At 53.1% G+C, this 25,699-nt stretch carries 27 protein-coding genes; 10 read left to right on the top strand and 17 right to left on the bottom strand.

What is annotated here, in order from left to right; all coding sequences use genetic code 11:
- Window positions 1–190: 190 nt before the first annotated feature.
- The gene (locus MHH78_RS23285) at window positions 191–1,015 is read left to right on the top strand and encodes a hypothetical protein (protein ID WP_341168947.1); all 825 of its coding nucleotides are present in this window, start codon (window positions 191–193) and stop codon (window positions 1,013–1,015) included.
- Between the two features lie 23 nt (window positions 1,016–1,038).
- On the opposite strand, the gene MHH78_RS23290 is transcribed toward MHH78_RS23285, so the two are convergent.
- From MHH78_RS23290 to MHH78_RS23320, 7 genes are all read right to left on the bottom strand, one after another.
- On the bottom strand, window positions 1,039–1,830 hold the full coding sequence (locus MHH78_RS23290) for a lipid II flippase Amj family protein (RefSeq protein WP_340754296.1): 792 nt from the start codon (window positions 1,828–1,830) through the stop codon (window positions 1,039–1,041).
- A 120-nt stretch (window positions 1,831–1,950) separates the two neighbouring features.
- Window positions 1,951–2,340, bottom strand: a complete 390-nt coding sequence (locus tag MHH78_RS23295) for a ribosomal maturation YjgA family protein (protein ID WP_076073994.1) — start codon at window positions 2,338–2,340, stop codon at window positions 1,951–1,953.
- 17 nt (window positions 2,341–2,357) lie between these two features.
- Entirely contained in the window at window positions 2,358–2,834 is a 477-nt protein-coding gene (locus MHH78_RS23300) for an NUDIX domain-containing protein (RefSeq protein ID WP_076073992.1), read from the bottom strand.
- A 54-nt stretch (window positions 2,835–2,888) separates the two neighbouring features.
- On the bottom strand, window positions 2,889–3,221 hold the full coding sequence (locus tag MHH78_RS23305; RefSeq protein WP_341168948.1) for a hypothetical protein: 333 nt from the start codon (window positions 3,219–3,221) through the stop codon (window positions 2,889–2,891).
- Window positions 3,222–3,563: 342 nt separating this feature from the next.
- On the bottom strand, window positions 3,564–4,151 hold the full coding sequence (locus tag MHH78_RS23310; protein WP_341168949.1) for a putative ABC transporter permease: 588 nt from the start codon (window positions 4,149–4,151) through the stop codon (window positions 3,564–3,566).
- Window positions 4,152–4,411: 260 nt separating this feature from the next.
- Window positions 4,412–4,585 (bottom strand): hypothetical protein, encoded by a 174-nt coding sequence (locus MHH78_RS23315; RefSeq protein ID WP_209992293.1) that lies wholly within the window; start codon window positions 4,583–4,585, stop codon window positions 4,412–4,414.
- A gap of 148 nt (window positions 4,586–4,733) precedes the next feature.
- Window positions 4,734–5,636, bottom strand: a complete 903-nt coding sequence (locus MHH78_RS23320; protein WP_076073984.1) for an ArsR/SmtB family transcription factor — start codon at window positions 5,634–5,636, stop codon at window positions 4,734–4,736.
- Window positions 5,637–5,785: 149 nt separating this feature from the next.
- Here MHH78_RS23320 and arfA point away from each other — a divergent pair, with 149 nt between their 5' ends.
- Entirely contained in the window at window positions 5,786–7,294 is a 1,509-nt protein-coding gene (arfA, locus tag MHH78_RS23325; protein WP_341168950.1) for an arabinosylfuranosidase ArfA, read from the top strand.
- A gap of 18 nt (window positions 7,295–7,312) precedes the next feature.
- Here the strand turns inward: arfA and MHH78_RS23330 are convergent, their stop codons facing one another.
- The 3 genes from MHH78_RS23330 to MHH78_RS23340 form a co-directional block, all read right to left on the bottom strand.
- A complete protein-coding gene (locus MHH78_RS23330; RefSeq protein WP_341168951.1) occupies window positions 7,313–8,002 on the bottom strand; it encodes an LrgB family protein in 690 nt (229 codons plus the stop codon).
- Window positions 7,999–8,415, bottom strand: a complete 417-nt coding sequence (locus MHH78_RS23335; protein ID WP_341168952.1) for a CidA/LrgA family holin-like protein — start codon at window positions 8,413–8,415, stop codon at window positions 7,999–8,001. The genes MHH78_RS23330 and MHH78_RS23335 overlap by 4 nt, the downstream gene beginning before the upstream one ends.
- Window positions 8,416–8,678: 263 nt before the next feature.
- The gene (locus MHH78_RS23340; protein ID WP_083684325.1) at window positions 8,679–9,365 is read right to left on the bottom strand and encodes a nitroreductase family protein; all 687 of its coding nucleotides are present in this window, start codon (window positions 9,363–9,365) and stop codon (window positions 8,679–8,681) included.
- Window positions 9,366–9,515: 150 nt separating this feature from the next.
- On the opposite strand from MHH78_RS23340, the gene MHH78_RS23345 reads away from it, so the two are divergent.
- Window positions 9,516–9,902, top strand: coding sequence for a winged helix-turn-helix transcriptional regulator (locus tag MHH78_RS23345; RefSeq protein WP_076073976.1), 387 nt, complete (start codon window positions 9,516–9,518; stop codon window positions 9,900–9,902).
- A gap of 61 nt (window positions 9,903–9,963) precedes the next feature.
- Here MHH78_RS23345 and MHH78_RS23350 read toward each other — a convergent pair whose 3' ends face one another.
- Window positions 9,964–10,338: a YkvA family protein gene (locus MHH78_RS23350; protein ID WP_341168953.1), complete on the bottom strand. Its 375-nt coding sequence runs from the start codon at window positions 10,336–10,338 to the stop codon at window positions 9,964–9,966.
- Window positions 10,339–10,449: 111 nt separating this feature from the next.
- Window positions 10,450–11,412, bottom strand: a complete 963-nt coding sequence (locus MHH78_RS23355) for an acetylxylan esterase (protein WP_341168954.1) — start codon at window positions 11,410–11,412, stop codon at window positions 10,450–10,452.
- Between the two features lie 96 nt (window positions 11,413–11,508).
- Between MHH78_RS23355 and MHH78_RS23360 the strand changes: the two genes are divergently transcribed.
- From MHH78_RS23360 to MHH78_RS23370, 3 genes are all read left to right on the top strand, one after another.
- Window positions 11,509–12,351, top strand: a complete 843-nt coding sequence (locus tag MHH78_RS23360; protein WP_341168955.1) for a sugar phosphate isomerase/epimerase family protein — start codon at window positions 11,509–11,511, stop codon at window positions 12,349–12,351.
- A gap of 123 nt (window positions 12,352–12,474) precedes the next feature.
- A complete protein-coding gene (locus MHH78_RS23365) occupies window positions 12,475–13,557 on the top strand; it encodes a glycosyltransferase family 4 protein (protein ID WP_076073970.1) in 1,083 nt (360 codons plus the stop codon).
- A 185-nt stretch (window positions 13,558–13,742) separates the two neighbouring features.
- The gene (locus MHH78_RS23370) at window positions 13,743–14,507 is read left to right on the top strand and encodes an SGNH/GDSL hydrolase family protein (RefSeq protein ID WP_051478358.1); all 765 of its coding nucleotides are present in this window, start codon (window positions 13,743–13,745) and stop codon (window positions 14,505–14,507) included.
- Between the two features lie 50 nt (window positions 14,508–14,557).
- Here the strand turns inward: MHH78_RS23370 and MHH78_RS23375 are convergent, their stop codons facing one another.
- Complete coding sequence (locus MHH78_RS23375; RefSeq protein WP_341168956.1) at window positions 14,558–15,655, bottom strand: glycosyltransferase family 2 protein; 1,098 nt, start codon at window positions 15,653–15,655, stop codon at window positions 14,558–14,560.
- Window positions 15,656–15,840: 185 nt separating this feature from the next.
- Here MHH78_RS23375 and thiD point away from each other — a divergent pair, with 185 nt between their 5' ends.
- Window positions 15,841–16,653, top strand: a complete 813-nt coding sequence (gene thiD / locus MHH78_RS23380; protein WP_036729773.1) for a bifunctional hydroxymethylpyrimidine kinase/phosphomethylpyrimidine kinase — start codon at window positions 15,841–15,843, stop codon at window positions 16,651–16,653.
- 128 nt (window positions 16,654–16,781) lie between these two features.
- Here the strand turns inward: thiD and MHH78_RS23385 are convergent, their stop codons facing one another.
- From MHH78_RS23385 to MHH78_RS23395, 3 genes are all read right to left on the bottom strand, one after another.
- Window positions 16,782–17,687 (bottom strand): hypothetical protein, encoded by a 906-nt coding sequence (locus MHH78_RS23385; RefSeq protein ID WP_341168957.1) that lies wholly within the window; start codon window positions 17,685–17,687, stop codon window positions 16,782–16,784.
- Between the two features lie 74 nt (window positions 17,688–17,761).
- Window positions 17,762–18,292 carry a GNAT family N-acetyltransferase gene (locus MHH78_RS23390; protein WP_340826889.1) on the bottom strand — a complete coding sequence of 177 codons (531 nt, stop codon included), beginning with the start codon at window positions 18,290–18,292 and terminating at the stop codon, window positions 17,762–17,764.
- Entirely contained in the window at window positions 18,292–19,125 is an 834-nt protein-coding gene (locus MHH78_RS23395) for an AraC family transcriptional regulator (RefSeq protein ID WP_076073962.1), read from the bottom strand. The genes MHH78_RS23390 and MHH78_RS23395 overlap by 1 nt, the downstream gene beginning before the upstream one ends.
- A 120-nt stretch (window positions 19,126–19,245) precedes the next feature.
- Between MHH78_RS23395 and MHH78_RS23400 the strand changes: the two genes are divergently transcribed.
- Window positions 19,246–20,706, top strand: coding sequence for an alpha-L-fucosidase (locus tag MHH78_RS23400; RefSeq protein ID WP_341168958.1), 1,461 nt, complete (start codon window positions 19,246–19,248; stop codon window positions 20,704–20,706).
- 21 nt (window positions 20,707–20,727) lie between these two features.
- On the opposite strand, the gene MHH78_RS23405 is transcribed toward MHH78_RS23400, so the two are convergent.
- Window positions 20,728–21,549 (bottom strand): AraC family transcriptional regulator, encoded by an 822-nt coding sequence (locus MHH78_RS23405; RefSeq protein ID WP_341140764.1) that lies wholly within the window; start codon window positions 21,547–21,549, stop codon window positions 20,728–20,730.
- Between the two features lie 132 nt (window positions 21,550–21,681).
- Here MHH78_RS23405 and MHH78_RS23410 point away from each other — a divergent pair, with 132 nt between their 5' ends.
- Window positions 21,682–24,795 (top strand): glycoside hydrolase family 2 TIM barrel-domain containing protein, encoded by a 3,114-nt coding sequence (locus MHH78_RS23410; RefSeq protein ID WP_341168959.1) that lies wholly within the window; start codon window positions 21,682–21,684, stop codon window positions 24,793–24,795.
- A gap of 293 nt (window positions 24,796–25,088) precedes the next feature.
- Complete coding sequence (locus tag MHH78_RS23415) at window positions 25,089–25,634, top strand: MerR family transcriptional regulator (protein ID WP_341168960.1); 546 nt, start codon at window positions 25,089–25,091, stop codon at window positions 25,632–25,634.
- The last annotated feature ends 65 nt before the right edge of the window (window positions 25,635–25,699 follow it).

The raw sequence follows: 25,699 nt of genomic DNA on the forward strand, positions 1-25,699 counted from the left end.
ATAAAATTCCCATTCCACGAACTAACGTTCCTAAAAATGCTTGACTATACGAGTTCACCGGGGTTATAGTAAATGCACAATAGCACACATTAAGCGGGAGAAGCACCTCGCAGGACAGGCAGTTCATGCCTTTCTTGGAGGTGCTTCTTTGTGTCTATTGCCAAATGAACAATCAGAGGAGCTGAGTGCAATGTTTAAATTCATGGGCTTGACGAATTGGAGAGGAATGGGAGTTGTTACACCTTTCTCGGGAAGAGCTGTAAGAAGGCTGTTTGTGCTGGTGATAGTGCTGTCACTTTGTACATCTCCCTTGTCCGGTGTCTCTGCCGATTCCGGTTGGGATGCTGCGCTGGACGAGATTCATAATCTGTATACAGACTATACGGGTCTACAGGCATCGCTGAAGTCTGATCTCCAGCGGAATCAGGAATTGCGCAAGCAGAATAACGCCGCACTTGCCGCAGTGAACAAGCAGCTTCAAGCCACTAATGCTGCCCAGCTCGCCAAGCTTAAGGCTGCCTCGGAAGCGGTGCAGAAGAAGCATGCTCCGCTCCTGGACCAGTATACTGCTCTCAGCAAACAGATCACCGCTGCCCGCAAGGTAAGCAATCTGAAGAGTGCCACTGTGCTTGAGCTGAAGCGCAATAAGCTTAAGGCTGCCGCTACCGCAGCACGGGCTGAAGTGAAGAAGGCCACCTCAGCCTTGGCAGAAGCGAAAGCGTTAACTGCCGCGAAGAACAAGCCGGCTAAGGATGCCCTTGCCCCCATCACCCTGCTCAAGAAGCAGATTGCCGCCCAGAACAAGCTATTCTCAGCCGCACAATCAGAGAGAACCGAGGCCGACAAGCGCTACAAAGCCGCTGTCCAGGCGGGGGACGCCACCCAGGCTGCGGCTGCAATGAAGCTGTCATATAACCGGATGAAGGAGATCCGTACTATGGCCGGACAATTGTACAGCTGGGAGCAACAGATCAGCACGGCGCTCCGTGCCGCAGAGCTGAAGCTGCCGAAGTAGCCGAAGCAGCATAGTCATGAGGGTCAGAGCAGCTTCACCAGCCAGGTGATGATGAAGGCTCCCGGTACCAGCAGGGCTTGGCCCAGCAGAGATCCCAGGAAGCGCGAGCCCATCAAGAGTACATAGATCTTCCCGAGCTGGTCACGGTATTCCACATTCTCCGTTGCCTTATGGGTGATGATTCCCAGCTGCGGATCGATGAACACCGTCAGCAGTATCGTTGCTATCCCGTTAATCAGTCCGGATGCCTGGGAAGCAGTGGTGCTGAATTCCGGCAGCAGCTTGGCCGCATACATCGAGGATAATACGCCAACCGTGTAGAAGGCCGTCACGAAGACATTCATCACGATGAAGCGCTTGGGAATTCCAAGATAACGGAAGCTGCTCAGCCTGACCTTCGGTCTGCGGATATATTTGCGCGTATTCTTGAGCTGGCTGACCGTAACACTCGTCAGAAGCTTGGGGATGGAGCCTTCGATCTCCAGCTTGGAGATCACTCTTGCGAACAGTCCTACGAAGGTCGGGAACAAGGCGATGGCGATCAATGTCCCCAGTGAAGAAGCCAGCATAATAATCCGCAGATAGTTGAGCAGCGGGAAGCTGTCGTCAGCTTTGGCATAATCTACGAACTTCGCCGTTAAGGGGCCTTGTACCATATTTGCAGTTCTGGAGACCAGCACGATAATTCCGGTCAGGGATAAGGCGATGGCGATCTTGTTCAGCTTCACTCCGGCAAAACGCACCGAATACGACAAGGTCTCCGCCGTATGAATAATCAGAGTCAATAGACATACCACTAATAAGCTATTCGTCATTTACGGTTACTCATCTCCAAATCAGGCAGCATTCGGCAGATGACCGGCATTCTTGTTCCAGATTATTACAGACCGGATCGCCTCACTTAATATATATTCTTCTTCCTATAGAATCCAGAATCAATTTTGTAAGATTTGGTCCACCGTCCAGCAGAACAGAATTCCGGCTGTATACCGGACCAGATCAATCCAGAGAAACCCGTGGCCGAGAATCAAGCTGCCAAGGGTTGAAGCACGCACATGCAGAATCCACTCTGCCTGATAGAGCTGGCTGAATTCAATTCCGAAGCTGAAGCACAGGCTAAGGACAAGGGACATCCATAGCGGATGCCGGATCAGCAGCACCCGGAAGGCAAGGTAAATCATACCTGCCCAGATCGCATCCCCAAAGTGTTCGCTGACAAAGTGCGGCAACTGGTTCCCGTATGCCCTGGTCGCAAGACCCAGCAGGGCGGCTAGCAGTACTGCACCGCAATAGATCATTCTGGATTGTAAATTCAAAATCAGCAATCGTAACTACTCCTTCATTAATCAAATATAACCTTCCTGGGCGCAGCTGCATCCCGCATGAACAGCTTCGGGGGATAAGGGATTGTTAGCCCGGGCAGTTCATCTTCCTTGAAGAATCTCAGCTCTTCCGCCTCCCCGTCCAGGCTCCTGAGCTGGCCTTTAACAATGACACATTCAAATACAATAACCGTGTACTCTACCTGATCCCCGTTGCTATATTCATATCTGAATTTCTCACCGCCGAATACGCCGATAATCTGTTCAGGCGTAACCATTAAGCCGGTCTCTTCGAACACCTCTCTGCGCAGCGCCCTGGACGGGGTCTCTCCAGGTTCAACCGCTCCGGCTGGCAGGCCCCATAAGGTCTCATCCTTTTTGCGGATCAGCAGAATCCGATCCTGTTCATCTCTTACTACAGCCGCTACAGACGGCATCATTAACAGCCCGCCTCCGGCCTTCCCGCGCAGCTCCCGGTAATACTCAGACATTGACATGAAGCATCCCCCCACTTTATTTCAATTGGTCCCTATATCATTCTTAATTCCAGTTTATAGCTCATCCTTGCGGAAAGAAACCGGATGAACCACGAAATCATCCGGCTGATTCTCACAATCCGTCAGCTCTACGTTATAGAATTCCTGAGTCTCGGAAAGCCCTATCGCTCTGCACACATATTCAATCTTCCCGCCGTCGCCTGCCCAGTCCCGGCTGTTGTCCACCGTCCAGTGCAGCACCCTGCCATCGTTGTAGAAATCATGAATATACGGCCCGCTGTCAACACCCCACTCCAGCATGGTGAGGTTATCTCCCTTGCCTTCCTTAAATCTATGTATCATTTCTGTAATTCTGTCCAAATCCAGCTGATCAAAATGCGTAATCAAGTCCCTCTGGTCCCTGACCAGAGGGACAGGCTTGTTGAATTCCCCTATCAGCAATAGTGAAAGTACTGCAATAAGTAGCGTTTCAAGAATTATAATAGTCCGACTGTATTTGTTGAAAAAGTTGTTCATGGGCCCTCCCGCTCCATGGTTTATGAATAAACCGGTTTAGCACTATATTTGACATGGTTGTATGATATTCCTTGTCTGACGCACAATTGTGATGCAAGTGAATAAAAACTGTTACGAAACAAAAAGCCATGCAACCCAAAAATACCTCCAGACATACGCCGGAGATATCTTTGGGTTCTTTTGTTTTTTGTATTCACATTCGTCACTAATTCCTTAGCCTTCGCCAAGCTCCGGTGACTCCAACAGATGATCCAGCAGTTGCAGCCCGCGGCGGCGGGTGCGGAACGTCCACAGCAGATCAGCTGTGAATATAAGTAGGACCACGGGCAGTACAGGCATCCATACCCTCTCTATTTGCAGATACAGGAAGTGTACCAGCGGATGCAAGCCAAACATGCAAGCCACTGACAGTCCCCACCAATACAGCGAGAATTTCAGGCAGATATGCCCTTGCAGCTGAAACGGCATCCCTGAATAATCCCACCATTGTCTACGAAAGATCCCCTTAAGCAGCCAGCCGCTGATAAACTCAACCGCTGAAGGGACAATCAGCGCAAGCAGCAGGAATAACGGCAAGGGAAGCCTGATTTCATGTGCTGCCAGCAGTAGCAGCGGTGCGCAGCCATACATGGGTTTAAATGGCCCTTTGAGGAAGCCTTCTTTCCGAAAGGTCCCCGTGCTGTAGAGGTTATAGCTGCCTTCAAGGACCCACCCCAGAAACGAGTACACAGTGAAATAGAACAGATAGGGACTTGCCGCAGCCACTATACTGTAACTTTGCTGTAAAAGTAAAGGTGTCATCGTAGTTATTCGCGCCTCCGGTCCCAATTATTTTCCAATTGGAGCTAGTATGTCTCCAAGAACGGGACATTATGACGGGAATATCTGGCGGTTTTTCGCATACATTCCAGACTCCTTATTAACTCCGTCGGCCTGCGTCCGGTGAAATCATAATCCCTATATCAGAAAAAAGACTGCCCCGTGAGGAACAGTCTGTAACATGCATATGCCTTATACCTTATGCTGCCTTATGACCTAGCCGCATGCCTTATCCCTATCCCCTAATTCTTAGGAAGCGGATCAGGATGAGCGGTTTCGGCCGGTTTGGCTTCCCAATCATCGGCTTCCGGTTCAATATCCACACCGTTTTCCATCTTTTTGCGTTCTGCGAGTGAATCCCCGTCTTTATTCTCCTTGTTGCGGATGTCTGCTTCATTTTGGGATTGATCCGACATGTGAATTCCTCCTTGTATGCAAGTTGTGCGCGATTTGGATTACTTAGTTATAGTTACCCGCAGACCCCTTTTGCAAACATCCCGTCTGAACAAAGCTCCTTTTTCCTTGTCTTATCCATTCACTTGCCATTCGGCGAACAGGTCCCTCTTATTCATAATAGACACGAAACACAATGTCCTGCTCGTAATTCCCGAAGCCGCGCCCGAATAACGTTAAGCCGCCCCGCCTTCGGGTCGTGTCTTCTGCCGTGAACCTGAAGCTCCACTGGTCCTGCTGCCAGCCCACCTGATCAATGGTAACTGCCGATATCTGCTGGCCGTCTATATAAGTTCCCCCTGCATTAATTCTGAGCACCTTGAGCAGCCCGTACTGGTTCACATCCGATTTCCACCAGGCTGGAGTCAGCCGGCCTCTCATTACGCCGAAGTCTCCGGGGCTGGTCCATTTGCCAAGCGAAATGCCATTCATCATAAAAGAGATATCCGAAGGCCACTTCTCGTTCACACTCGGTGCCTCCGAGCCGATCTCCATGGAAATCTCAATCTCCTGGACCGTCTGATCCATGAACAGATAATTCGGAACCTTATATTCCACGTATCCTTTGGCGAACCAGAGAATGCCGGCATCCACCCGCTGCGGGTCCAGGAAATAACGCGGGTCGTCATAATACCCGATCAGCTTCTCGGTTGTGGCAATGCCGCAGGTCGGTGAAGCTTCCAGATCGGTGTAATGGCCCACAGGGACAGAGACCTCCACTACTTTGCGGGCGATGCCTTTGGCCCCGGATAATTTAATCTGCAAGAAATTCGCGGAAAGTGAGCAGAATTTATAAGTCCCCCCGTCGATCCGCTTCATCTGGGAGCTGACGATGCCGGCCTTCTGCAGCTTCGCTACATGCGAGCTGACAATAGCACTGCTGAGATACAGCCTGGCTGCAATCTCCTTAATATGCATCTCCTCGCTGCTAAGCAGATCGATGATCCGCAGCCGCACTTCACTGGCAAGTGCTTCATAGACCTTCAACGATTCAGAATCTGTGGTTAAATACATCGGTGGCCCTCCGCGCTCTTTGAATTAGTTATTAAGTTAATCCTGAAATTAGTTATTGCTTAGTATACCCCGTAATTCGTATCATGTAATCATAAACGGGCTTGAACGATTAGCTGTTTCATTAATCTAATACAAAGGAGCTTCTAACTATGAGCATTCAATCCAAGATGATTGTCGACAAAGACTTCAAGCTGGCCGAGGTAGATCCAAGGCTGTACGGTTCCTTCATTGAACATCTGGGCCGGGCCGTCTATGGCGGAATCTATGAGCCGGGACATCCTACCGCTGACGAGAACGGTTTCCGCGGCGATGCCCTCCAGGCTATCAAGGCACTACGCGTACCGATCATCCGTTATCCGGGAGGCAACTTTGTATCCGGTTATAACTGGGAAGACGGCGTTGGACCCAAGGTGGAACGGAAGCGCTCTCTTGAGCTTGCCTGGTGGGTTACAGAGACTAACCAGGTAGGCACGAATGAATTCGCCGATTGGGCCAAGCTGGCCGGTTCTGAAGTGATGATGGCAGTGAACCTGGGCACACGCGGAATCGACGCAGCAAGGAATCTCGTTGAGTACTGCAACCATCCCTCCGGCTCTTACTGGAGTGACCTGCGGATCTCTCATGGCTACAAGGCGCCGCACAACTTCCGCACCTGGTGTCTGGGCAATGAAATGGACGGTCCATGGCAGATCGGAGCCAAGACTGCCGTCGAATACGGAAGACTCGCCAATGAGACCGCCAAAGCGATGCGCTGGGTAGATCCTTCCCTGGAGCTTGTCGCCTGCGGCAGCTCGGGCAGCAACATGAGCACTTTTGCCGAATGGGAAGCTACAGTCCTGGATCTCACCTACGATAATGTCGATTTCCTCTCGCTGCACACTTACTACAATAACAATGATGGGGATACAGCGAATTTCCTGGCCCAATCGCTCGATATGGATCAGTTCATCGACAGCGTAGCAGCAGTATGTGATTATATCAAGGCCAAGAAGAAAAGCAAGAAAAAGATTTACCTGTCCCTCGATGAATGGAATGTATGGAAATCGCAGGGCTCTAGCCGTGCCGAGCAGCACTGGCAGATTGCACCGCCTGAATTCGAGGATGTCTATACCCTTGAGGATGCGCTGGTGGTGGGCTGCTGCCTGATCAGCCTGCTCAAGCATGCAGACCGGGTCAAGATGGCCTGTATCGCCCAGCTTATCAATGTCATTGCACCGATTATGACGGAGGACGGCGGACCGCTCTGGCTGCAGACCACTTATTATCCTTACATGCATGCCTCCATCTACGGCCGGGGAACGGTGCTGCACCCGCTGATTACAAGTTCCAAATATGATTCCAAGGATTTCACCGACGTTCCATATCTGGAAGCGGTCAGTGTATATAATGAGGAGCTGAACGAGGTTACTGTGTTTGCAGTGAACCGCCATCTGAGCGAAGGCATGGAGCTGGCGGTTGATCTGCGGAGCTTCGGCGCTGTAGAGGTTATTCAGCACACGGTTCTTGAGCATGAGGAGCTTCAAGCGGCCAATACCCGCTCCAACCCGTCGAATGTGCTTCCGCACAACCGGGGAACAGCAACCGCAGACGGCGGCCGGGTGAGCGCAATGCTTCCGGCTGCTTCCTGGAACGTAATCCGGCTGCGTGTGAACGGCTGATTACTGAATGCTGCAAGCTTAATGGTACATGATCCAGGCGACTAGCGGTCCGGTGATGGAGCCGACAATAGCGCACACAGTCATGGCTACAGAGCTCATGGACACCGACTCTTCGCCGTATTCCAGTGCCTTGGCTGTGCCGAGGGCATGGGAAGCTGTGCCCAGGCCAATGCCGATCCCCGACTCGCTGCGGATTCTGAACAGCTTGATAATGTAGGGGCCGCCAATCGCTCCGGTGAAGCCGGCAACCATCACGAACACGGAGGTCAGCGATGAATCTCCGCCGAGATTGCTGGAGATCTGGATCGCTACAGCGGTGGTAATCGACTTGGGCAGAATGGACAGCACATACAGCTTGGAGAAGCCGAGTCCGGCTGCCATCAGCAGCCCGCTGAACATTCCGACCATAAGCCCGGTGACCGTTCCGCCGAGAATGGCGGGGAGATTCTTCCACAGTACATGCCGCTGTTTGTATAAGGGATAAGCCAGCGATACTACCGCTGGTCCCAGCAGGCGGTTAATCCAGTCGCCGCCGATCATATAAGTCTCATAAGAGATATGGAAGCCCATGAGCAGCACAACAACCGTGAACGTTGCCGTCAGTGCAGGCAGCAGGACAGGAAGACGGTAGCGTCTGTACAGCATAGACATGACCAGATAGATCACAACGTTCATCAGCACGAAACCAATGGCCAGCAGAATTCTCATGCTTCCTTCCCCTTCCCGTGGAGATTACGGGCACGGTACGTCCGGCGTGTTAACCGTTTGACGCTGCTGGCAGCAATCCACTGGCTGGAATGTGCTGTAACGACCATGGTCAGCACACTGCTGATGATAAGAATACCGATCAGGAGCAAGCCTCTTTCGCTGAAGATATCCAGATGGTTCATAATGCCTGCGGTGGCCGGGATGAAGAACATGGGCAGATACGCCAGAATAAAGGACGAGCCGTTCTCGATCAGCTTCACGGGCACAATCTTAAGCAGCAGCAGCACGAAGAGCAGCAACAGTCCTACGATACTGCCTGGAATCGGCAAATGCAGCAGCTCTTGCAGATAGTCTCCGGCCAGGAAGAACACATACAGCAAGCAGACCTCGGCGATAATGCGGATGATTTTCATAATGCAGGAATCCCTTCAATCTTGAAATGACGATCTTAAGCAGCTGCTTACCGGCAGCAAGTTGACCTCCTAAGAGTAGCAGAATTTTCAGTAAATTTTCAATAAGTTTTCGACTCTTCTATGTACTTTCATAATGGTGCAAGCGGAAGCAGGAACTGCCGCAGAATCTCCAGATTGCAAAAAGAAACGGATGACGCCCTGGGGCTGCATCCGTTTCTTTTTAGATTCTCAGTACGTTCTCCTGCCCGTTGACGCCGCAACCCTTAGACCCACTCCACCACCTGCGAAGCGGTCCGCCGGGTCTTGGCACGCGGCTCGCCGGTACGGTAGCCGAAGGCTACCATGCAGGCCAGCCCGAAATGTTCAGGGTCCATAATCCCCTCATCAACCAGAAGCTGCTCCATCTTCAGCTTATCGAAGCCTTCAATCGGACAGGAATCGACGCCGATCAGCGCGGCTGCGGTCATCATATTGCCAAGGGGCAGATACGTCTGACGCGCCCCCCACTCGAAGATCGCCCGCTCATTGCCAGCCAGGCCGAAATCGTTTTTCAGGAATGCGCCGAAGACCCGCTGCTTGCCCTCTGCAATCTCAACCGGCAGCTTCTGCACCTCTGACATCATACTCTGAATATATTCTGAGTCAGCTGCCAGATCACGCGGCTGTCTGGCCAGAATAAGCACGAAATGGCTTGCGGTCGGAAGCTGCTTCTGCGCGCCCCAGGCGTATGGCAGCAGCTTCTGCCGGAGCTCCGGGTTCTGGACCACTACAAATTTCCAGGGTTCGAAGCCGAACGAACTCGGTGACAGACGTCCCGTCTCCAGAATGAAGCCGAAATCCTCCCCGCTGATCTTTCTGCTGCTGTCGAATTCTTTGGTCGCATGTCTGTACTCATAGGCTGCCAAAATCTGCTCTTTCGTCATTTGAGTTGCTGTGCTTGTGTTCTCCATCCTCCATACTCCCTTTCTGTGTACCGTTCATGATAAGGAATTGACGTTTTCCTGTTCCCATGCCTATAGTAATGGATATACAACACATTTAGAAGTACGCACATTTTTGTGATGTAGTATACAAAATGATACTAAGGAGCGTGTTCAGTGATGCGCGACCGTAAAGGCGGTTTCGGCACTTGCCCTGATGGCAATGCCTTTGCTTGTCCAGTAGAATTCACCCTCGATGTTATCGGCGGTAAATGGAAGGGTGTGCTGTTGTACCATATGATGGATTCCACAGTCCGGTTCAACGAATTCCGCCGCATCTGCCCCGGCATCACCCAGCGCATGCTGACCCTGCAGCTCCGCGAGCTGGAGGAGGATGGCGTTGTACACCGTGAGGTCTATCATCAGGTGCCGCCGAAGGTCGAGTACTCCTTGACTGATTTCGGCCGGTCTCTGATTCCGATCATCAAGCTGATGAGAGATTGGGGTCTGGAGTACCAGGCGAAGCAGCAGACTTCAGAGCGTCCAACTATAGACACCGGAGTGTAGCAGGGCACATCAGAATAGGGATGCAGCAACCCGCTGCATCCCTTCGCCTTCTTCCAGATGATTACGAATCTTCGAAAAACTTCTCCGCCTTCTGCTTATGCTCCTCCTTGACCTGTCCGGCAATAGCCCGGATGCCCGCCGCCATGACGGCAGCATCGTCTGTGAAGCCCAGGCCAATCAGCGCATCGGGAATAGCATCAATCGGGGAAATGAAATAAGCCAGCGCTCCAAAAGCAATCCCTTTCGCCCATAGCGGTGTTTTGGCATCCATAGCACAGTAATACATGGCTATCGCTTCTCTGGTGAAGGGGATTTTACCGGCGGCTTTCCTGGTTTTTCTCCAGAAGCTCTTCTTCACAAGCTCCTCATTCTTCTTGTCATACTCAAAGCTCTCCACCAATACTCCCGCCGGCAGCTTACCTGTCTGATTGTCCATCCGTAGTTCCCTCCCGGTGATTAGACTGCCTATATATGGCCTCACGCCAACCCTTACTATATCTTCACACCATTCCTTTGCGGCTAATCACTGTGGCTTATAATTCTTCACTTAGGAGCCCAGATGCTCCTGGAAGAACAACGCCGTCTGTCTGCACTGGAATTCGCTCACCTCATGCCCGGAGAACGGATAATCCATAATCTCCTTAGGCGATTCTATCCGGTTATACGCGGCATAGATCGTCTCCGGCATACATACTGTATCCTTCCAGCCTACAGACATCAGGACAGGGACAGTGAAGCGGTGAGCCAGATTAACAATGTCGAAAAAGGCCAGATTCTCCAGCACACGCTCCAGATGCTCCGGATAGCGCTTCAGGTATTCCGCGATCTCTGTAAGTGAGCTGGTGGAATTCAGCACCCCGAAATCCAGCCGGCACAGATTAGGAATATCTGCGGCTACCGCAGCCACGCGGCTGCTGAGCGCCCCTGCCAAGAGCGCGATCCCCCCGCCCTGGCTCGCTCCTGTAATCGCAATACGCGCCGGATCAACCCCCGGCAGCTGTGCTGCCGTCTCTATAGCCCGTACGGTATCTATGGCTAACGCGACATAATAGGACTCCTCCTTCTCCAGCAGCCCCTGGGTAATCCAGCCTCTGACAATCCCATGCTCTTGCGGCAGCAGATTGCCGGTCTCTCCAAGCTGACCACGAACATCTACGGCCAGTACTGTGTATCCCAGCAGCAAGAAATGTGCGTAACGCTCGGGATATCCCCGGTCTCCGGTGTAACCTGGAAAGGTCACAACACATGGCCGGTCTCCAGTGTTCTCTGTATCACCGGCAGGCTGGATATACCAGGCATTGATCGTAGTCTCCCCATAGCTCATATAGCTGACCTTGCTCACCTTCATGCCCGGATAGGGGGTATCTTCAGGGGTGATGCTCACATCCAGCGGCTGCTCTTCATCTTCCGCGAGCAGATCATTCCAGAATTCATCAATCGTCTCCCGGTCCAGTGTCGGCTCTGGACGGCAGTTCTCCAGCTCTTGCTTACGCGCTTCTATTGCATTCATCTCAATTCCTCCTGTTGTGCATGCACTCTTTAACCTTGCATGTCTATGTAAGCGTCATTAATATTATAGATATAAATTCATAGAATTCCAAAGGAGTTGTTTATTATTCGTTACGGAACGTTGGCGCATACAGCCGGCTGCCTGCCGATTAAGGAATTGATTGCCGCTCTTCAGACCTACAATATTGATTTCGTACAGCTCGCCCTGTCCAAAGCCATACAGGATATCGACCTCTCCACCGGCAAGCTGAGTCCTGGTCTGGCTTCCTATATCGGTGAGCAATTTGACAGGGCCGGTATCCGCATCGGCGTGCTGGGCTGCTACATCAATCCGATCCACCCCGATCCTGCGGTCCGCCGGGCGGAGATCGACCGCTTCAAGGAGCATCTGCGCTATGCCCGCCTGTTCGGTGCCCCTATGGTCGCCACGGAGACGGGAGCACTCACGACCTTCCAGGAGCTTGATCCTTACCGCTATGAGGAGCTCGGCTGGGATGCCCTTAAGGCAACGATTGAGGAGCTGGCAGAGGAGGCGGAGAAGTGGGGCGTATTCTTAGGGCTTGAAGGCGTCAGTACCCATACCCTGTCCTCTCCAGCCAAAATGCGGCGCATCCTCGACGAGGTGCCTTCCAGCTCCGTCGGTGTCGTATTCGACCCGTGCAACCTGATCGGTGAAGATGTTCATCTCCAGGATGAGATCGTCGATCAATCCTTCAACCTGTTCGGCGACCGGATCATCCTCGCCCATCTCAAAGGAATCTATGAAGACGGCGGACGCATTCGTCACGGAGCTCCCGGAGCCGGACTGTTCCACACCGCTGAGTTCCTGAACAAGCTTGAGGCGCATAAGCCGATGATCGATGTCTCGCTGGAGGATGTCACCAGCCTGGAGATCCGGGACACTGTGAATCTGCTGCGCAATCTGCGCAAATCGTTATAATCCGGCCATAACCCCATTTCCTCCAAAAGTACCGCTTAGCGGTACTTTTCGCTTTTCACTGAATAAAATAGTATACCTATCGCATTTTTGCAGGGCGATTGTACAGAAAGGAAGGGATCACAGATGCGGTTCACTTTCCCCATTCTTACCTTAAGCCATGGCGGGGCACAACGCATGCTCGTGGAGCTTACGAACGGTCTTACGGCCCGGGGCCACCAGGTTGTGATTGTCATGCCGCTGGGAGGGGATGTTTCCTATGACGTCCGTTCCACTCTGCTGATTACCGACTACCCGCTGCTCCGCGAATCCGATTTTCCGGTCAGTGATATCATCGTCTCCAATTTCTACACTACAGTTCCGGTCTCACAGGCAGCCAGCCTGAACGGCAAAGGCATGCATATCCGCCTCTCCTTATGCTATGAACCGCTGTTTCTGCCGCAGAACGAGGTATCCTTCCCCTCCTATCACATTACCGATAAGCTGATCGTCCTCTCCAGATGGCAACAGGAGTTGATTAGGCTGGGTCACGGAATCAGCGGAAGCATTGTACCGGTAGGGATCAGTGCTTCATTCCGAAACATGAACATCCGTAAGGAGCTTCAGGAACCGCTGAACATTACAGCGATCCTGCGCAAGGTGGAGCACGGCTTCTCCTGGCACCGCGAGCAGGATTACCTGGTGAATCAGCTGGATATCGTGAAGCAGAACTTCCCGTGGGTCAATATCAATTTCATCAGTCCGCCGGATGAATGCTTCACCTCCGATTCGCTAAAAAGGATGATGAACAGCGGCAAATACCGCTTCTTCACGCCGCTCAATGACGAGGAGCTATGCTATCACTATAACGGTGCTGATATTTTTGTCAGCTCGAGCATTTTCGACACCGGGTCGTTGCCCGGGCTGGAGGCAATGCGCTGCGGGGCGGCGTTGGTCTCTGTCTATGCGGGAGGAAATCTGGAGTATGCCCGCCATGAGGAGAACTCCTTGTTGTCCTACCGGTATGAGAACCGGCTTGCGGCGGATGTGATGCGGCTCATTCAAGATCCCGCACTCCGGAACCGGATCGCCGCACGCGGGGAGACCGATTCGAAATCATGGACCTGGGAGAACAGTGTCAAAATCATGGAACGGACAGCCGCTGCCTTTTTAAAAGGGAACGGTGCGGGAAAATCGCGCTCCAGCCGACCTTTTGCAGAGAATGGGTAGAGGCTCCGGAGAATGCAGGAAAAGGTCCAACTTATGAGGATAAGGTTGAACCTTTTCTGTATTTTTCACTGATCCGCCAGAATACTGCCGGCAAGACTAAGAACCCATGACATCTATACATAGGCACGGCAGCATGTATGGTTTACACTGATTGTATATACACTAGGGTTATCGGAGGCGGGAGCATGAACAGGAATGAGGAGCAGCAAGAGTCCATGGGGTCTCAGTTCAAATATATGGTCAGCGGGGATTCTATCTCCAAGGGCGTTGTGTATGACGAGACCCGAAGCAAGTATGTCATTCTGGAGGATAATTATGTATCCATGCTTCAGGGCAAGCTCAAGGGAGCTATGCGCAATACTGCCAGATTCGGCAATACGCTGATGAAGGGCTTCGGCAATCTGAAGCGGGATGTCCTGAAGGAGAAGCCGGATGTGGTGCTGATTGAATACGGCGGCAATGACTGTGACTACCACTGGAGTGAGATTGCGAGCAATCCCGAGGCAGAGCATAGTCCCAAGACAGATTTTCCGGCCTTCGAGCGGATGCTGGCTGATATGATTCATTTCCTGAAGAACCAGGGGATCACGCCAATTCTGATGAGTCTGCCTCCGCTGAATGCGGACAACTACTTCAAGTGGGTCAGCGGCAACAATCCCGATTCCGAAGTGAACATTATGAAGTTCCTCGGCAGCGTCACCAAAATCTACTGGTGGCAGGAGCGTTATAACTCCGCTATCCTCAAGGTCGCCGAGAGCACCAGGACCAAGATTATCGATGTCCGGGGCGCCTTCCTGCAGCAGCCGGATTACACCAAGTTCATCTGCCGGGACGGCATCCACCCCAACCGGGAGGGCCACCGGATTATCTACGACAAGGTGCTGGAATTCATCCGCATGAGTGAACCTCAGCTGCTGCTGGAGCCTGCGGCAATGCCTGGACATCCGTAGACAATAACAAGCGCTCCCCCAGCCTCGGCAGGGGAGCGCTTGTTATGTGTTCAGGGCTGCTGCAAGGAGACATACTTGTCGCCCAGTAGCTTCTGGAAGTAATTCCGGTTATACAGCATGCTGGGATGGCCGGGGGAATGAAGCAGCGCAGTCTCATTATAGCGGTTGGCCCGCTCATGCTGGCCCAGCCGGTCATAGCAGAGCGCAAGCTGCAGATTCGGAATCCAGGTGGCGAAGGCCTCATTCTTCATCGCCATGGACTCCGCCTGTCCGGGCAGCTGAATAGCAAGCTCAAACCAGTAGATGGCCGGATGAAGCTGGCCCTTCTCCAGATGCCAGGCCCCTAGCCGGCAGCAGCCTTCGGCACGCGGGGCATCATATTGCAGCGTGCGGGTGACCGCAGTGAAGGCCGCTTCCTTGTCCCCAAGTGCTTCCAGGCATTCGGCCAGCCGCAGGCAGGCCTGAATATTATCTTCAATCCAGCCCTGCCCGCCGCTGAGGAACAGCTCGTAATACCGGCAGGCCTCCCGGTGAATTCCGTGGTCGCGCAGCTCATTGGCGTAATAATATTGATCGCGCGCAGAGAAGCTTTCTCCTGCCGCTTCCCGTTTGCGGTAGATCTGCAGATTGCGGTCCGTGTAAGCTTTATCCTTCTCATGGGTGACACAGACTCTGCTTGCCAGCGACGGGCCGTACACCTCCAGATATTCATGCACCGGACCGATCCAGCGGAACCCGCACGCCCGGCGGACCAGCCGGTTGCGCCGCAAGGAGGTCGTCACCCTTCCCTCTCCGTCAAAAGCGAGATTATACTGCATATTCACACTGTCCACGTGTTCCGGCAGCGAAGACTTCAGCTCCCTGAACAGCGCCCGATCCTCTTCTCTCAGATAGTCGTCCGCATCCAGCCAGAAGATATAATCCCGGGTCGCCTTGCTGAAGGCGTAATTACGGGCAGCGGAGAAATCGTCAATCCAGGTAAAATCATAAATTGCGGCTCCAAAGGCACCGGCAATCTCCTTGGTGCGGTCTGCCGATCCCGTATCTACAATGACGATCTCATCGACCAGCCCTTCCACAGAAGCCAGGCAGCGGGGCAGGCTCTTCTCCTCATTGCGGACAATCATGCATAAACTGATCTCAATCATGGCAGCCTCCTGAATACATAATCCACTAGACTACCATGATATGCAGTGCAGCAGCCGGCAAACCCTTGCTCTCACCCAAGGGCAGCGGTGCGTTTTTGGAGCTTATACTTTTTTTGCGGACTAAGCCGATGATTTTTGTTATAATAAGCAGCATACTATTTATATACAAGAAGGGGACGTTACCTTTGTCAAAAATCATTAAGACATTAACCATTGCCGGCAGTGACTCCAGCGGAGGCGCAGGCATTCAGGCAGACCTCAAAACCTTTGAGGAATACGGTACTTACGGCCTTAGTGCCCTGACTACCATTGTAACGATGGACCCTGACCGGGGCTGGCATCATAATGTATACCCTGTCGATGCTGCCATCGTTGCCGAACAGCTTAAGACGATCTTCGCTGGCGGTCCTGTGGATGCCATGAAGACCGGTATGCTCGGCAGTGTGGACATTGTTAAGGTTACTGAACAGGCCCTGAAGAGCAACAAGCAGACCAATGTCGTGATCGATCCGGTTATGGTATGCAAAGGCGAGGATGAAGTACTGAACCCGGAGAGTGCAGATGCCATCCGCGATCTGCTGCTGCCGCTGGCTACGGTGGCTACTCCGAATCTGTTCGAAGCTGGAGTGCTCTCGGGTCTCGGCAAGCTGACTACGCTTGATCAGATGAAGGAAGCTGCCCGCCTGATCCATCAGCTCGGCACCCAGAATGTTGTCGTCAAGGGCGGCAAGGCGCTGGGCGGCGACAAGGCGATTGATATCTTCTTCGACGGCAGCGAATACCTCGTCCTGGAGACTGCGAAGATCGAGCCTGCCCATAACCATGGAGCGGGATGCACCTTCGCCGCAGCGATTACCGGCGGATTGGCTAACGGCTTGTCGGTGAAGGATGCTGTGGTGAAGGCGAAGGATTTCGTATCCGCCGCCATCCGCAATGGCTATGCGTTCAATGAGTATGTCGGTCCTGTATTCCATGGGGGCTACCGTCTGGAGCAGTAAGACTGAACGGATAATCAAGCAAGCTAACAACCAGCAGACAAAAACCTCTCTTCATGATGGCGGTGTAACCAGCCATAGAAGAGAGGTTTTTGTTGTTTTTTCAAAAGGAATTTAGATCCAATTCCTGCTTACTTAACGGGCGGCTCCTCCGCAATATGCTTCACGAACGCCAGCATCTTATCCTTGTCCTTGTCATTCAGGACACCGATAATGATGGATTTCGCATTATAATTGATAGGCAGCTCTGAGATGAACGGAGATTTCAGAATATCTACACCATACAGCTCATTCTTGCCCGTGTCCTCGTTGACTCCCCACTGCATGCGGGTATCGTCAGCGGCAATCTTCCCGTCCGCTGTGATCTGCTCCAGATTCTGGAATCCGGTCTGTCCGCCGATCCACTTGACGGTGGCCTCATCCAGAATGAGGATATCCGGCCGGTTCGCCGCCAGCTCCACAACTGCCTTTTGCATATAATTCATATCCAGTGAGTCGGAGCCTTCGCCCGTTCTGGGCAGATAAGTCATCACCGTCTCCACCCGCTTCCATTCCGGATAAGCCGCGATGATCGCCTTTTCCAGCTCCTCGGTCTTGCCGCTGGTATCCGTGACTCCGAAGTTGCCGATGAACATAATCTTAGCATCTACTGGCGGCAGAGAAGCTAGATATTGTCTATGCTGATAATTGTCATAGAGGGCCTTCCCGCCAAAAATCACTATCAGCAGCCCGATAATGCCGAGGATCACATGTGTCCGGTATAGCCGCATGAAGGTCTCCCACTTGCTTGCCGTACCGGAGAAGCGTCCATACTTGGCAAGCCGCTCATCTTCAGCCTTCTGGATCTCCTGCTCATCCCAGGTATCGAGAATCAGCTTGTACGCCCGGAAATCCGCTTCGTAGGCTGCTATCTCCTCCTCTGTGGTCAGGGCGCGTCTTCGCTTCAGGAGCAGATCGAACCGCTTGTTCAGTTCCTCTCTGGTTACGGTTTCAGGTAATCCTAATTGTACATACGCTTGCTTCAGGTTCTCGTTCACATTGAATTCTCCTTTGATATGGATGATGCCGTAGTTCTATATTAACAGACTTCACCCTTAATTCTCCACTCGCGCTATAGGCGGGCAGCAATGTCCCGGGTCTCCATCAGCAGGAACTCCATTTCGCCGTCCCCGTGCTGATGTACGAAGCTATGCAGGAGGACGAAGCCTGCCTTCTTATACACGCTAACTGCCCTCAGGTTGAAGGCAGCCACCGACAATCTGAATCTCTTCGCGTCATACGTCTGCTCTGCAAACTTCATCCCCGCTTGCAGGAAGGCCAGTCCACGGCCCTGCCCGGTCAGATCCGGTCTTAGCCCCAAGCCGATATCGAGGGAAGTTCCATCCAGGTAGAGTCCGCTCTCTATCCCTTCCCCCACCTGCGCGTTCTGTCCGTAACAGAAGAACCCGATCAACGCTCCGTCCGCCGCAGCTACACTGAAATAAGAGCCGTCCAGCAGCTCCTCGATATCCTCTGCGTCATCAGCCGCATCCAGCATATTGTACAGGGCATATGGCGTCTCGTATCTCCAATTAACAATCTCCCTGGCCGCCTGCTCATCCATTAACCGGATCTGATAACCTCTGCTCTGTTCCAGAATCACTATATCATCCCTCCGCTCTTGTGTTTCCTGAATTCGGTGGGCGTGAGCCCGGCATGCTTCTTGAACTGTTTGGAGAAATAGAACAGATCGCCGAAGCCGAGCTGGTCGGCAATCGCACTGACCGAACCGGAGGTGGTGGTCAGCAGCTCTTTGGCCTTTTCAATCTTTTGCCGGGTAATGTACTGGATGGGGGGCACGCCGATCTGCTGCTTGAACAGGCGCATGAAGTAGTTCGGGTGCATGTATGCAATCTCGGCAAGATCATGAATGGTCATATTCTGCTCGATATTCTCTGCGATATAATCCAGGACAGCCGTCAGCTTCCGGGCCGCCCCGAGATTCTTATAAGACAGCTCATCCAGCTTGAGATTCATCATGTAATAAGACATCAGCTCAAGCAGCTTGCTTCTCGCCAGCAGCGGGGCGTAGACCGCGTCAGATCTGGCACTATCGGTGATCCCCTTGAACGCCGCCTCAACCGCAGCGGGATTCTCAGGAATACAGACATGACTCAGCTCAAGCACACGGAACAGGTTCATCTCCCCGACCTTGGCACTGAAATGACACCAGTATTTGAGAAAGGGACGTTCGCTGATGCAGGCATAGGATTGCCTCACACCCTCCGGCATTAGAATCAGCTCACCCGGCTTCGGATAATACTCCTTATCCCCGATCTTCAGCCAGCCTTCCCCCCCGATTATGTAATAAAACTTGCTGTAATCCGGAGTATAGTCCAGATCCCTCCAATCCGTAGAGCATTCGTTATAGTCTGCTACGATCAGGTCAACCTTGAGATTGGCCAGGTAGCTGGTAAGCAGAGTATGGGAGTCCATGGGACAGACCGCCTTAAAGGTTATTTTTGTACATCAAAAAGTTAGTGCCGTACATTCTTACCTGTCCTGCCGCCCGGTACAATGAAGGCATTACCTCATACAAAGGGAGATGACTGGCGCATGATGAACACAACTGATTATCTGCAGGTTATTGACGAGACGATTAAGAACGGCCCTTACAAGGCGAGTTGGGAGTCACTAAGCGCTTATGAGGTGCCGCAGTGGTACCGCCAGGCCAAATTCGGGATCTTCATTCACTGGGGGCTGTATTCGGTTCCGGCCTTCAGCAATGAATGGTATTCACGCAATATGTACATTCAGGGCACCAAGGAATATGAGCATCATCTGGCAGTCTACGGGAACCACAAGGAGTTCGGGTACAAGGACTTCATTCCCCTGTTCACAGCGAAGCAGTTCGATCCGGGCAGGTGGGCTGCACTATTCAAGGCCTCCGGCGCCAGATATGTCATTCCCGTGGCGGAACACCATGACGGCTTCCAGATGTATAAAAGCGCTGTCTCTCATTATAACACTTATGACATGGGTCCCGGGCGGGATATTCTCGGCGAGCTGAAGGCGGCCTTCGCAGAGCAGGGGCTGGAGCTGGGCGTCTCCTCCCACCGTGCGGAGCACTGGTTCTTCATGTCCCACGGCAAGGCGTTCGACTCCGATATCCGCGAGCCGCTTGTCCGCGGCGACTTCTACTGGCCGGCTATGCCGGAACCGGATCATCATGATCCCTATGGCTCTCCCCCGTCCGGGGAGTATCTGGAGGACTGGCTGATCCGCTGCTGTGAGCTGGTCGATCAGTACCAGCCCAAAATTTTTTACTTCGACTGGTGGATTGAGAATGCGGCCTTCCGGCCCTATCTGCAAAAGTTCGCGGCCTACTACTACAATCGCGCGGCAGAGCGCGGAATGCCGGCAGCTATTAATTATAAGCATGATGCCTTCATGTTCGGCAGTGCGGTCCCCGATGTCGAGCGCGGGCAATTCGCCGAGCTGAAGCCCTTCTTCTGGCAGACAGATACGGCGGCAGCGCGTAATTCCTGGTGTTATACGGAGAATAACGATTACAAATCCGCCGCAGAAATCATCCGCGACCTGGTCGATATCGTCAGCAAGAACGGCAATCTGCTCCTGAACGTGGGGCCCAAGGCCGATGGCAGCTTCGCAGAGGAGGATCAGGCAATTCTGACGGCCATCGGCAGCTGGCTGGGAACAAACGGAGAAGCGATCTATGGTACCTCCTTCTGGCGCATATTTGGTGAAGGGCCGACACGTATTGAAGAAGGACAATTTACTGATGGCCAGGCCAAAACGTTCACACCGGAAGACATCCGCTTCACCGTGAAGGGTAGCTGCCTGTATGCAACCGTCCTGGTGTACCCGGAAGATGGTATCGTGCGCATCCAGTCGCTCCGGGAGAAATCCCCCTGCTTCGAGGGAATCCTGCGGGATATTACGGTCCTCGGGTTCAGCGAGCAGCCCTCCTGGGAACGGGATACTGAGGCCTTAACGATCCGCACCACTACGGTCACAAGCGCCTTGCCGGTTGTGTTTAAGCTGGAGCTGGCGTGAGCTATCTTAGAAGCCGCTCCTCTAGTCCAAGCCGTGCAGACCTCTCCACTCTTCCGGCTGCATGCCGGTAATGCGTTTGAAGACAGCGCAGAAATAGCTGACATTCTCGAAGCCTGCCCGCTGGGCGATTTCATAGATCCGCTGCCCCCGGCTGCTGAACATCAGCTGCTTGCTCCGGTTGACCCGCTGCTTGTTAATATAGGCCACCGGCCGTTCACGGACGGTCCGCTGGAACAGCCGGCACAGATACTGCGGCGAGACTGACGCCACTTCGGCCAGCTCCTTCAGCAGCAGCGGGCGGTGCAGGTGAAGCTCAATATATTGCAGGACCGGCTTCATCCGCGCAAGCTCATTGTCCTCATTCGAGGCCGGAAGCAGGCTGCGCTTCAGATCCAGCAGCAGGGCATACAGCAGCTTGGAACGCTCCATGTTGTCCTGAAGCTCATTGCCGCAGGAGAGCGTAAGCATCTCCTCAAGCGGAGCAAGAATGGATTCTGCTCTGAGGCGTCCCACCCCGGACTCCCGTATTCCGGCGTAGAGCAGCATCTGGGCTGCTTCTCTTCCGTTGAAGGAGATCCAGGCCAGCTCCCATTCGCGGGTAAGCGGCGTATAAGAGTGGGGCACATCCGGGTAGAGACAGAAGATATCACCCGCCTCGGCAATATAGGATTTCCCCTTGATATTCACTTCACCCTTGCCGCCAAGGACCTGGTGCAGCTGATAATCCGGGAAGCCCGCAGGCCGGGACATCTCCCCCTGATGCTCCCAATACCCGATGGTCATGGGATACAGGGGCAACAGAAGCATATCTTCCATTTCGCAAAAGATCATCGTACTGTCCATAGCAGCCTCCCTCCAGATGCAATCTGGCATCACTTAGTTTCATATTCTATTATATCTAAACAAAATCATTATATATACCCAGAACATTTCCCATCCTATAATATGAATATAACAATATAAGGAGATGTTAACTTGCGCAACAAACTCTCATATCAGCAGCCTGCCAACGGATATCCCGAATGGAACAATAATCCTGAGATTTTTCAATTGAACCGTATAGATGCCCACGCCTCCATGATGTCCTTCCCGGCAGCAGCCGACGCTCTGCAAGGGGATAAAGCTTCCTCATCCCGTTACCAGACGCTGAACGGAACATGGAAATTCGCGTTTGCCGAGACACCGGATGCACGGATCAAGGACTTCTATAAGGCCGGATACGACTCTGCCGGCTGGGCAGATATCGCCGTCCCTTCCCACTGGCAGTTCCAGGGATATGATTATCCCCAATACACCAATGTACGCTATCCTTGGGAAGTATCCGAGCCGGATCTGAAGCCTCCCTTCGCTCCGACGGTATACAATCCGGTAGGCTCCTATATCCGTTCTTTCAGCGTTCCGCAGGATTGGGACGGACAGCCGGTATTCCTCAGCTTCCAGGGTGTGGAATCCGCCTTCTATGTATGGGTGAACGGCGAACTTGCCGGATACTCTGAGGATACCTTCACGCCATCAGAATTCGATATCACCGCCTACCTGCTTCCCGGCGAGAACAAGCTGGCCGTTGAAGTCTACCGCTGGTGTGATGCAAGCTGGCTGGAAGATCAGGACTTCTGGCGTCTGAGCGGAATTTTCCGCGATGTCTATCTCTACACTGCGCCTCCAGTACGGGTAGCCGACTTCTTCGTCCGCACCGAGCTGGACAAGAGCTTCACCGATGCGGAGCTGCAAGTCGACCTGACACTGGAGAACTATTATAACCGGGTCATCGGGGCACACACCGTTGAAGTACAGCTCTACGACAGCAAGCAGCAGCCGGTATGGGCAGCGCCGGTGTCCGCCGGATTTGCTTTTGAACAAGAAGGAACTCAGCTGCTTAAGCTGTCCGCAGCCGTGAAGAACCCGCTGAAATGGAGCGCGGAGAAGCCTAACCTCTACACCCTGCTGATTTCGGTGAAGGACGATCAGGGACAGCTGCTGGAAGCGCTCAGCTGCAAGACGGGCTTCCGGACCTTCGAGATCCGGGACGGCCTGATGAAGATCAACGGCAAACGGATCGTATTCAAGGGCACGAACCGCCATGAATTCTCCTGCGATACCGGCCGTGCGCTCTCCAAGGAAGATATGATCACCGACATCAAGCTGATGAAGCTGCATAATATCAATGCCGTGCGTACTTCCCACTATCCGAACCAATCGGTATGGTACGAGCTGTGCGACGAATACGGTCTCTATGTAATTGACGAGACGAACCTGGAGACACATGGCTCCTGGCAATACGGGCAGAAGGAGCTGCATGAGGGGAACGTTCCCGGCAGCCGCCCGGAATGGCGCGCGAACGTCATTGACCGCTGTAACTCCATGATGCAGCGCGACAAGAACCACACGTCCGTCATTATCTGGTCGCTTGGCAACGAATCCTTCGGCGGCGATAACTTCCTGGCCATGTATGACCACTTGAAGCAAGCTGACCCGACCCGTCCGGTGCATTATGAAGGCACTTATCATTACAGACCTTCGGACGCGGCCAGCGATATTGAATCAACGATGTACATCAAGCCGGATGAAGTCGTGGAGTACGCACTCAGCAATCCGAAGAAGCCTTATATTCTATGCGAATATAGCCATGCCATGGGCAACTCCTGCGGCGGCCTGCATCTGTACACGGAGCTGTTCGACAAATATGACAGCATTCAGGGCGGATTCATCTGGGACTGGGTGGATCAGGCGATCCGTACAACCACTCCTGAAGGGGTGTCTTATCTGGCTTACGGCGGGGATTTCGGGGAAAAGCCGCATGACGGCAACTTCAGCGGCAATGGGCTGCTGTTCGCGGACCGCAGCGTGACGCCTAAGCTCTACGAGGTGAAGAAGTGCTATCAGAATATCACCATCACCGCACTGGATCTGAAGAGCGGGAGCTTCGAGGCCCGCAACAACTTCCTGTTCACGGATCTGGCTGACTATCAGCTGAGATGGACGCTGGCTCTGAACGGCGTAGCGGCCCAGGAAGGACAATTGCCGCTCTCCGCAGCGCCTGGCGAGGCAGCCGGCTTCACGGTTCCGCTGGATTCAGCGCTGCTTGAATCTGACAAGGAAGCTGTGCTTACAGTGTCGTTCGTTCAGGAGGGCGCAACCGCCTGGTCTGAGGCCGCGCATGAAGTTGCCTGGGAACAGTTCGTGTTAACCCCGTATATTCCGTCCCGTAACCCGGAACTTTCGGGCGGCACCCTGCAAGTGAAGGAACAGGATGGCTTCGTGAACTTCGAGGGCAGCGGATTCGCGCTTGCCTTCGAGACAGCAACCGGCGCGCTTGTCTCGCTGAAGTCCTCCGGGAAGGAAGTTCTGCACGCACCGGTCAGACCTAACTTCTGGAGAGCTGTAACAGACAATGATCTGGGCAACAAGCATCCTGAGCGCTGTGCGATCTGGAAGGAAGCGTCCTACGAGCGTCAGCTGGCCCGTTTCAGCTGCCGCGTGGAAGGGGGCCTCGGCTTCATGACCGCTGACTATCTGCTGGGTACGCAGCCGCAGTCCACCCTGCGTATTCACTACGAGATTCGTACGGATGGTTCGGTCGAGATTGTACAGGAGCTTAACCCGGGCAGCAGCACCCTGCCGGAGATCCCGGAATTCGGGATGGTCTTCGAGCTGGACAGCAGCCTGGACACGATCTCCTGGTATGGCCGCGGGCCGCATGAGAACTATTGGGACCGTAAGGCCGGAGCTCCGCTGGGACTCTACACAGGCAAGGTCAGCGAGCAGTTCACGAATTATCTCCGCCCTCAGGAATGCGGCAACAAGACGGATGTCCGGTATGCTTCCGTCACCGCAGGACGCGAAGGACACGGGTTATCTGTGGAAGGTGCAGTACCACTCGAAGTCAATGCGCTTCCTTGGTCTCCGGCCGAGCTTGAAGCCAGCGACCACGGCTACAAGCTGCCAGCCTCTGACAAGACCGTGCTGCGTGTCAATTACAAGCAAATGGGCGTGGGCGGCGATGACAGCTGGGGTGCGCCAACCCATGAGCAGTTCACGCTGCCTGCAAACCGTCCGTATACCTTCAAGTTCAAGCTCTCCCTGCTATAAACTGCCTTCTCCCTTAAGACAGCTCAGCACAATGTCTGTAACTAGCTGAAGAAAGCTTTCCATAATTGCCCGGAAGGGGGTTATGGAAAGCTTTTTCTTTGTTATAGATTCTACCTCTGGAGCTCTCCGGGGATACAATTATACTCTTCTGTATGTACACTGCGCTCTAGAGAGCAAGAATAGTCGTAATAGCACTTTGCTTGGCGAATCAGCACTTCCTTTGTCACCTGTGCAGGGAGCCGCCGAAGAATAACGAATTACTCATAGAAGACTACTACACTGGAGGGATTGAAATGGAAATTCTGAAAACTAAAGAAGCTGCGGAGCTGCTGTCCGTTAGCCAAACTACGATCAAACGCTGGGCGGCCATGTTCCCCGATTTCTTTCCAAAGGACCGTCTTGGACATTATACCTTCTCGGAGCAGCAAATCAGCCAGCTCAATCATATTAAAGACCGTATTAATCAGGGGGAAGCGCTGGAAGGCATAGATCCGGATCTCACGAACGACAAGCTGCCAAGGGGCCCGCTGCGTGAGAATCCAAGCCTATATACAGACGGTGACCCTATGAATAAAATATGGTCCCGGATCGAGTATATTGAACATGCACTGGATCAAAAAGCGAGCGAGATCGTTTCGGTACAGCTGCTCCAGCAGCGTGCAGAGCTTGAGGATATGAGAGTAATGATTAAGGAATTATCCGCAACGCTGGAAACGATACAGAAGCCCGGCAGTCCATCCCTCTCCCCGCGTGAAGAGCTTTATCCGGTTGCCGCTGGCAGGCTGACGTCTCCACCAAGGAAGCGAGGTCTATTGCGCTCTTTTTTTTCATTCCTGTAACCCTATCTCTTTCAGCCTCTACTCCACCATTTTAAATCTGATGCTCTACTAGTGTGAATACTTCT

The organism is Paenibacillus sp. FSL H3-0333 (assembly GCF_038002805.1).
Taxonomy (GTDB): Bacteria; Bacillota; Bacilli; order Paenibacillales; family Paenibacillaceae; genus Paenibacillus_AQ; species Paenibacillus_AQ silagei.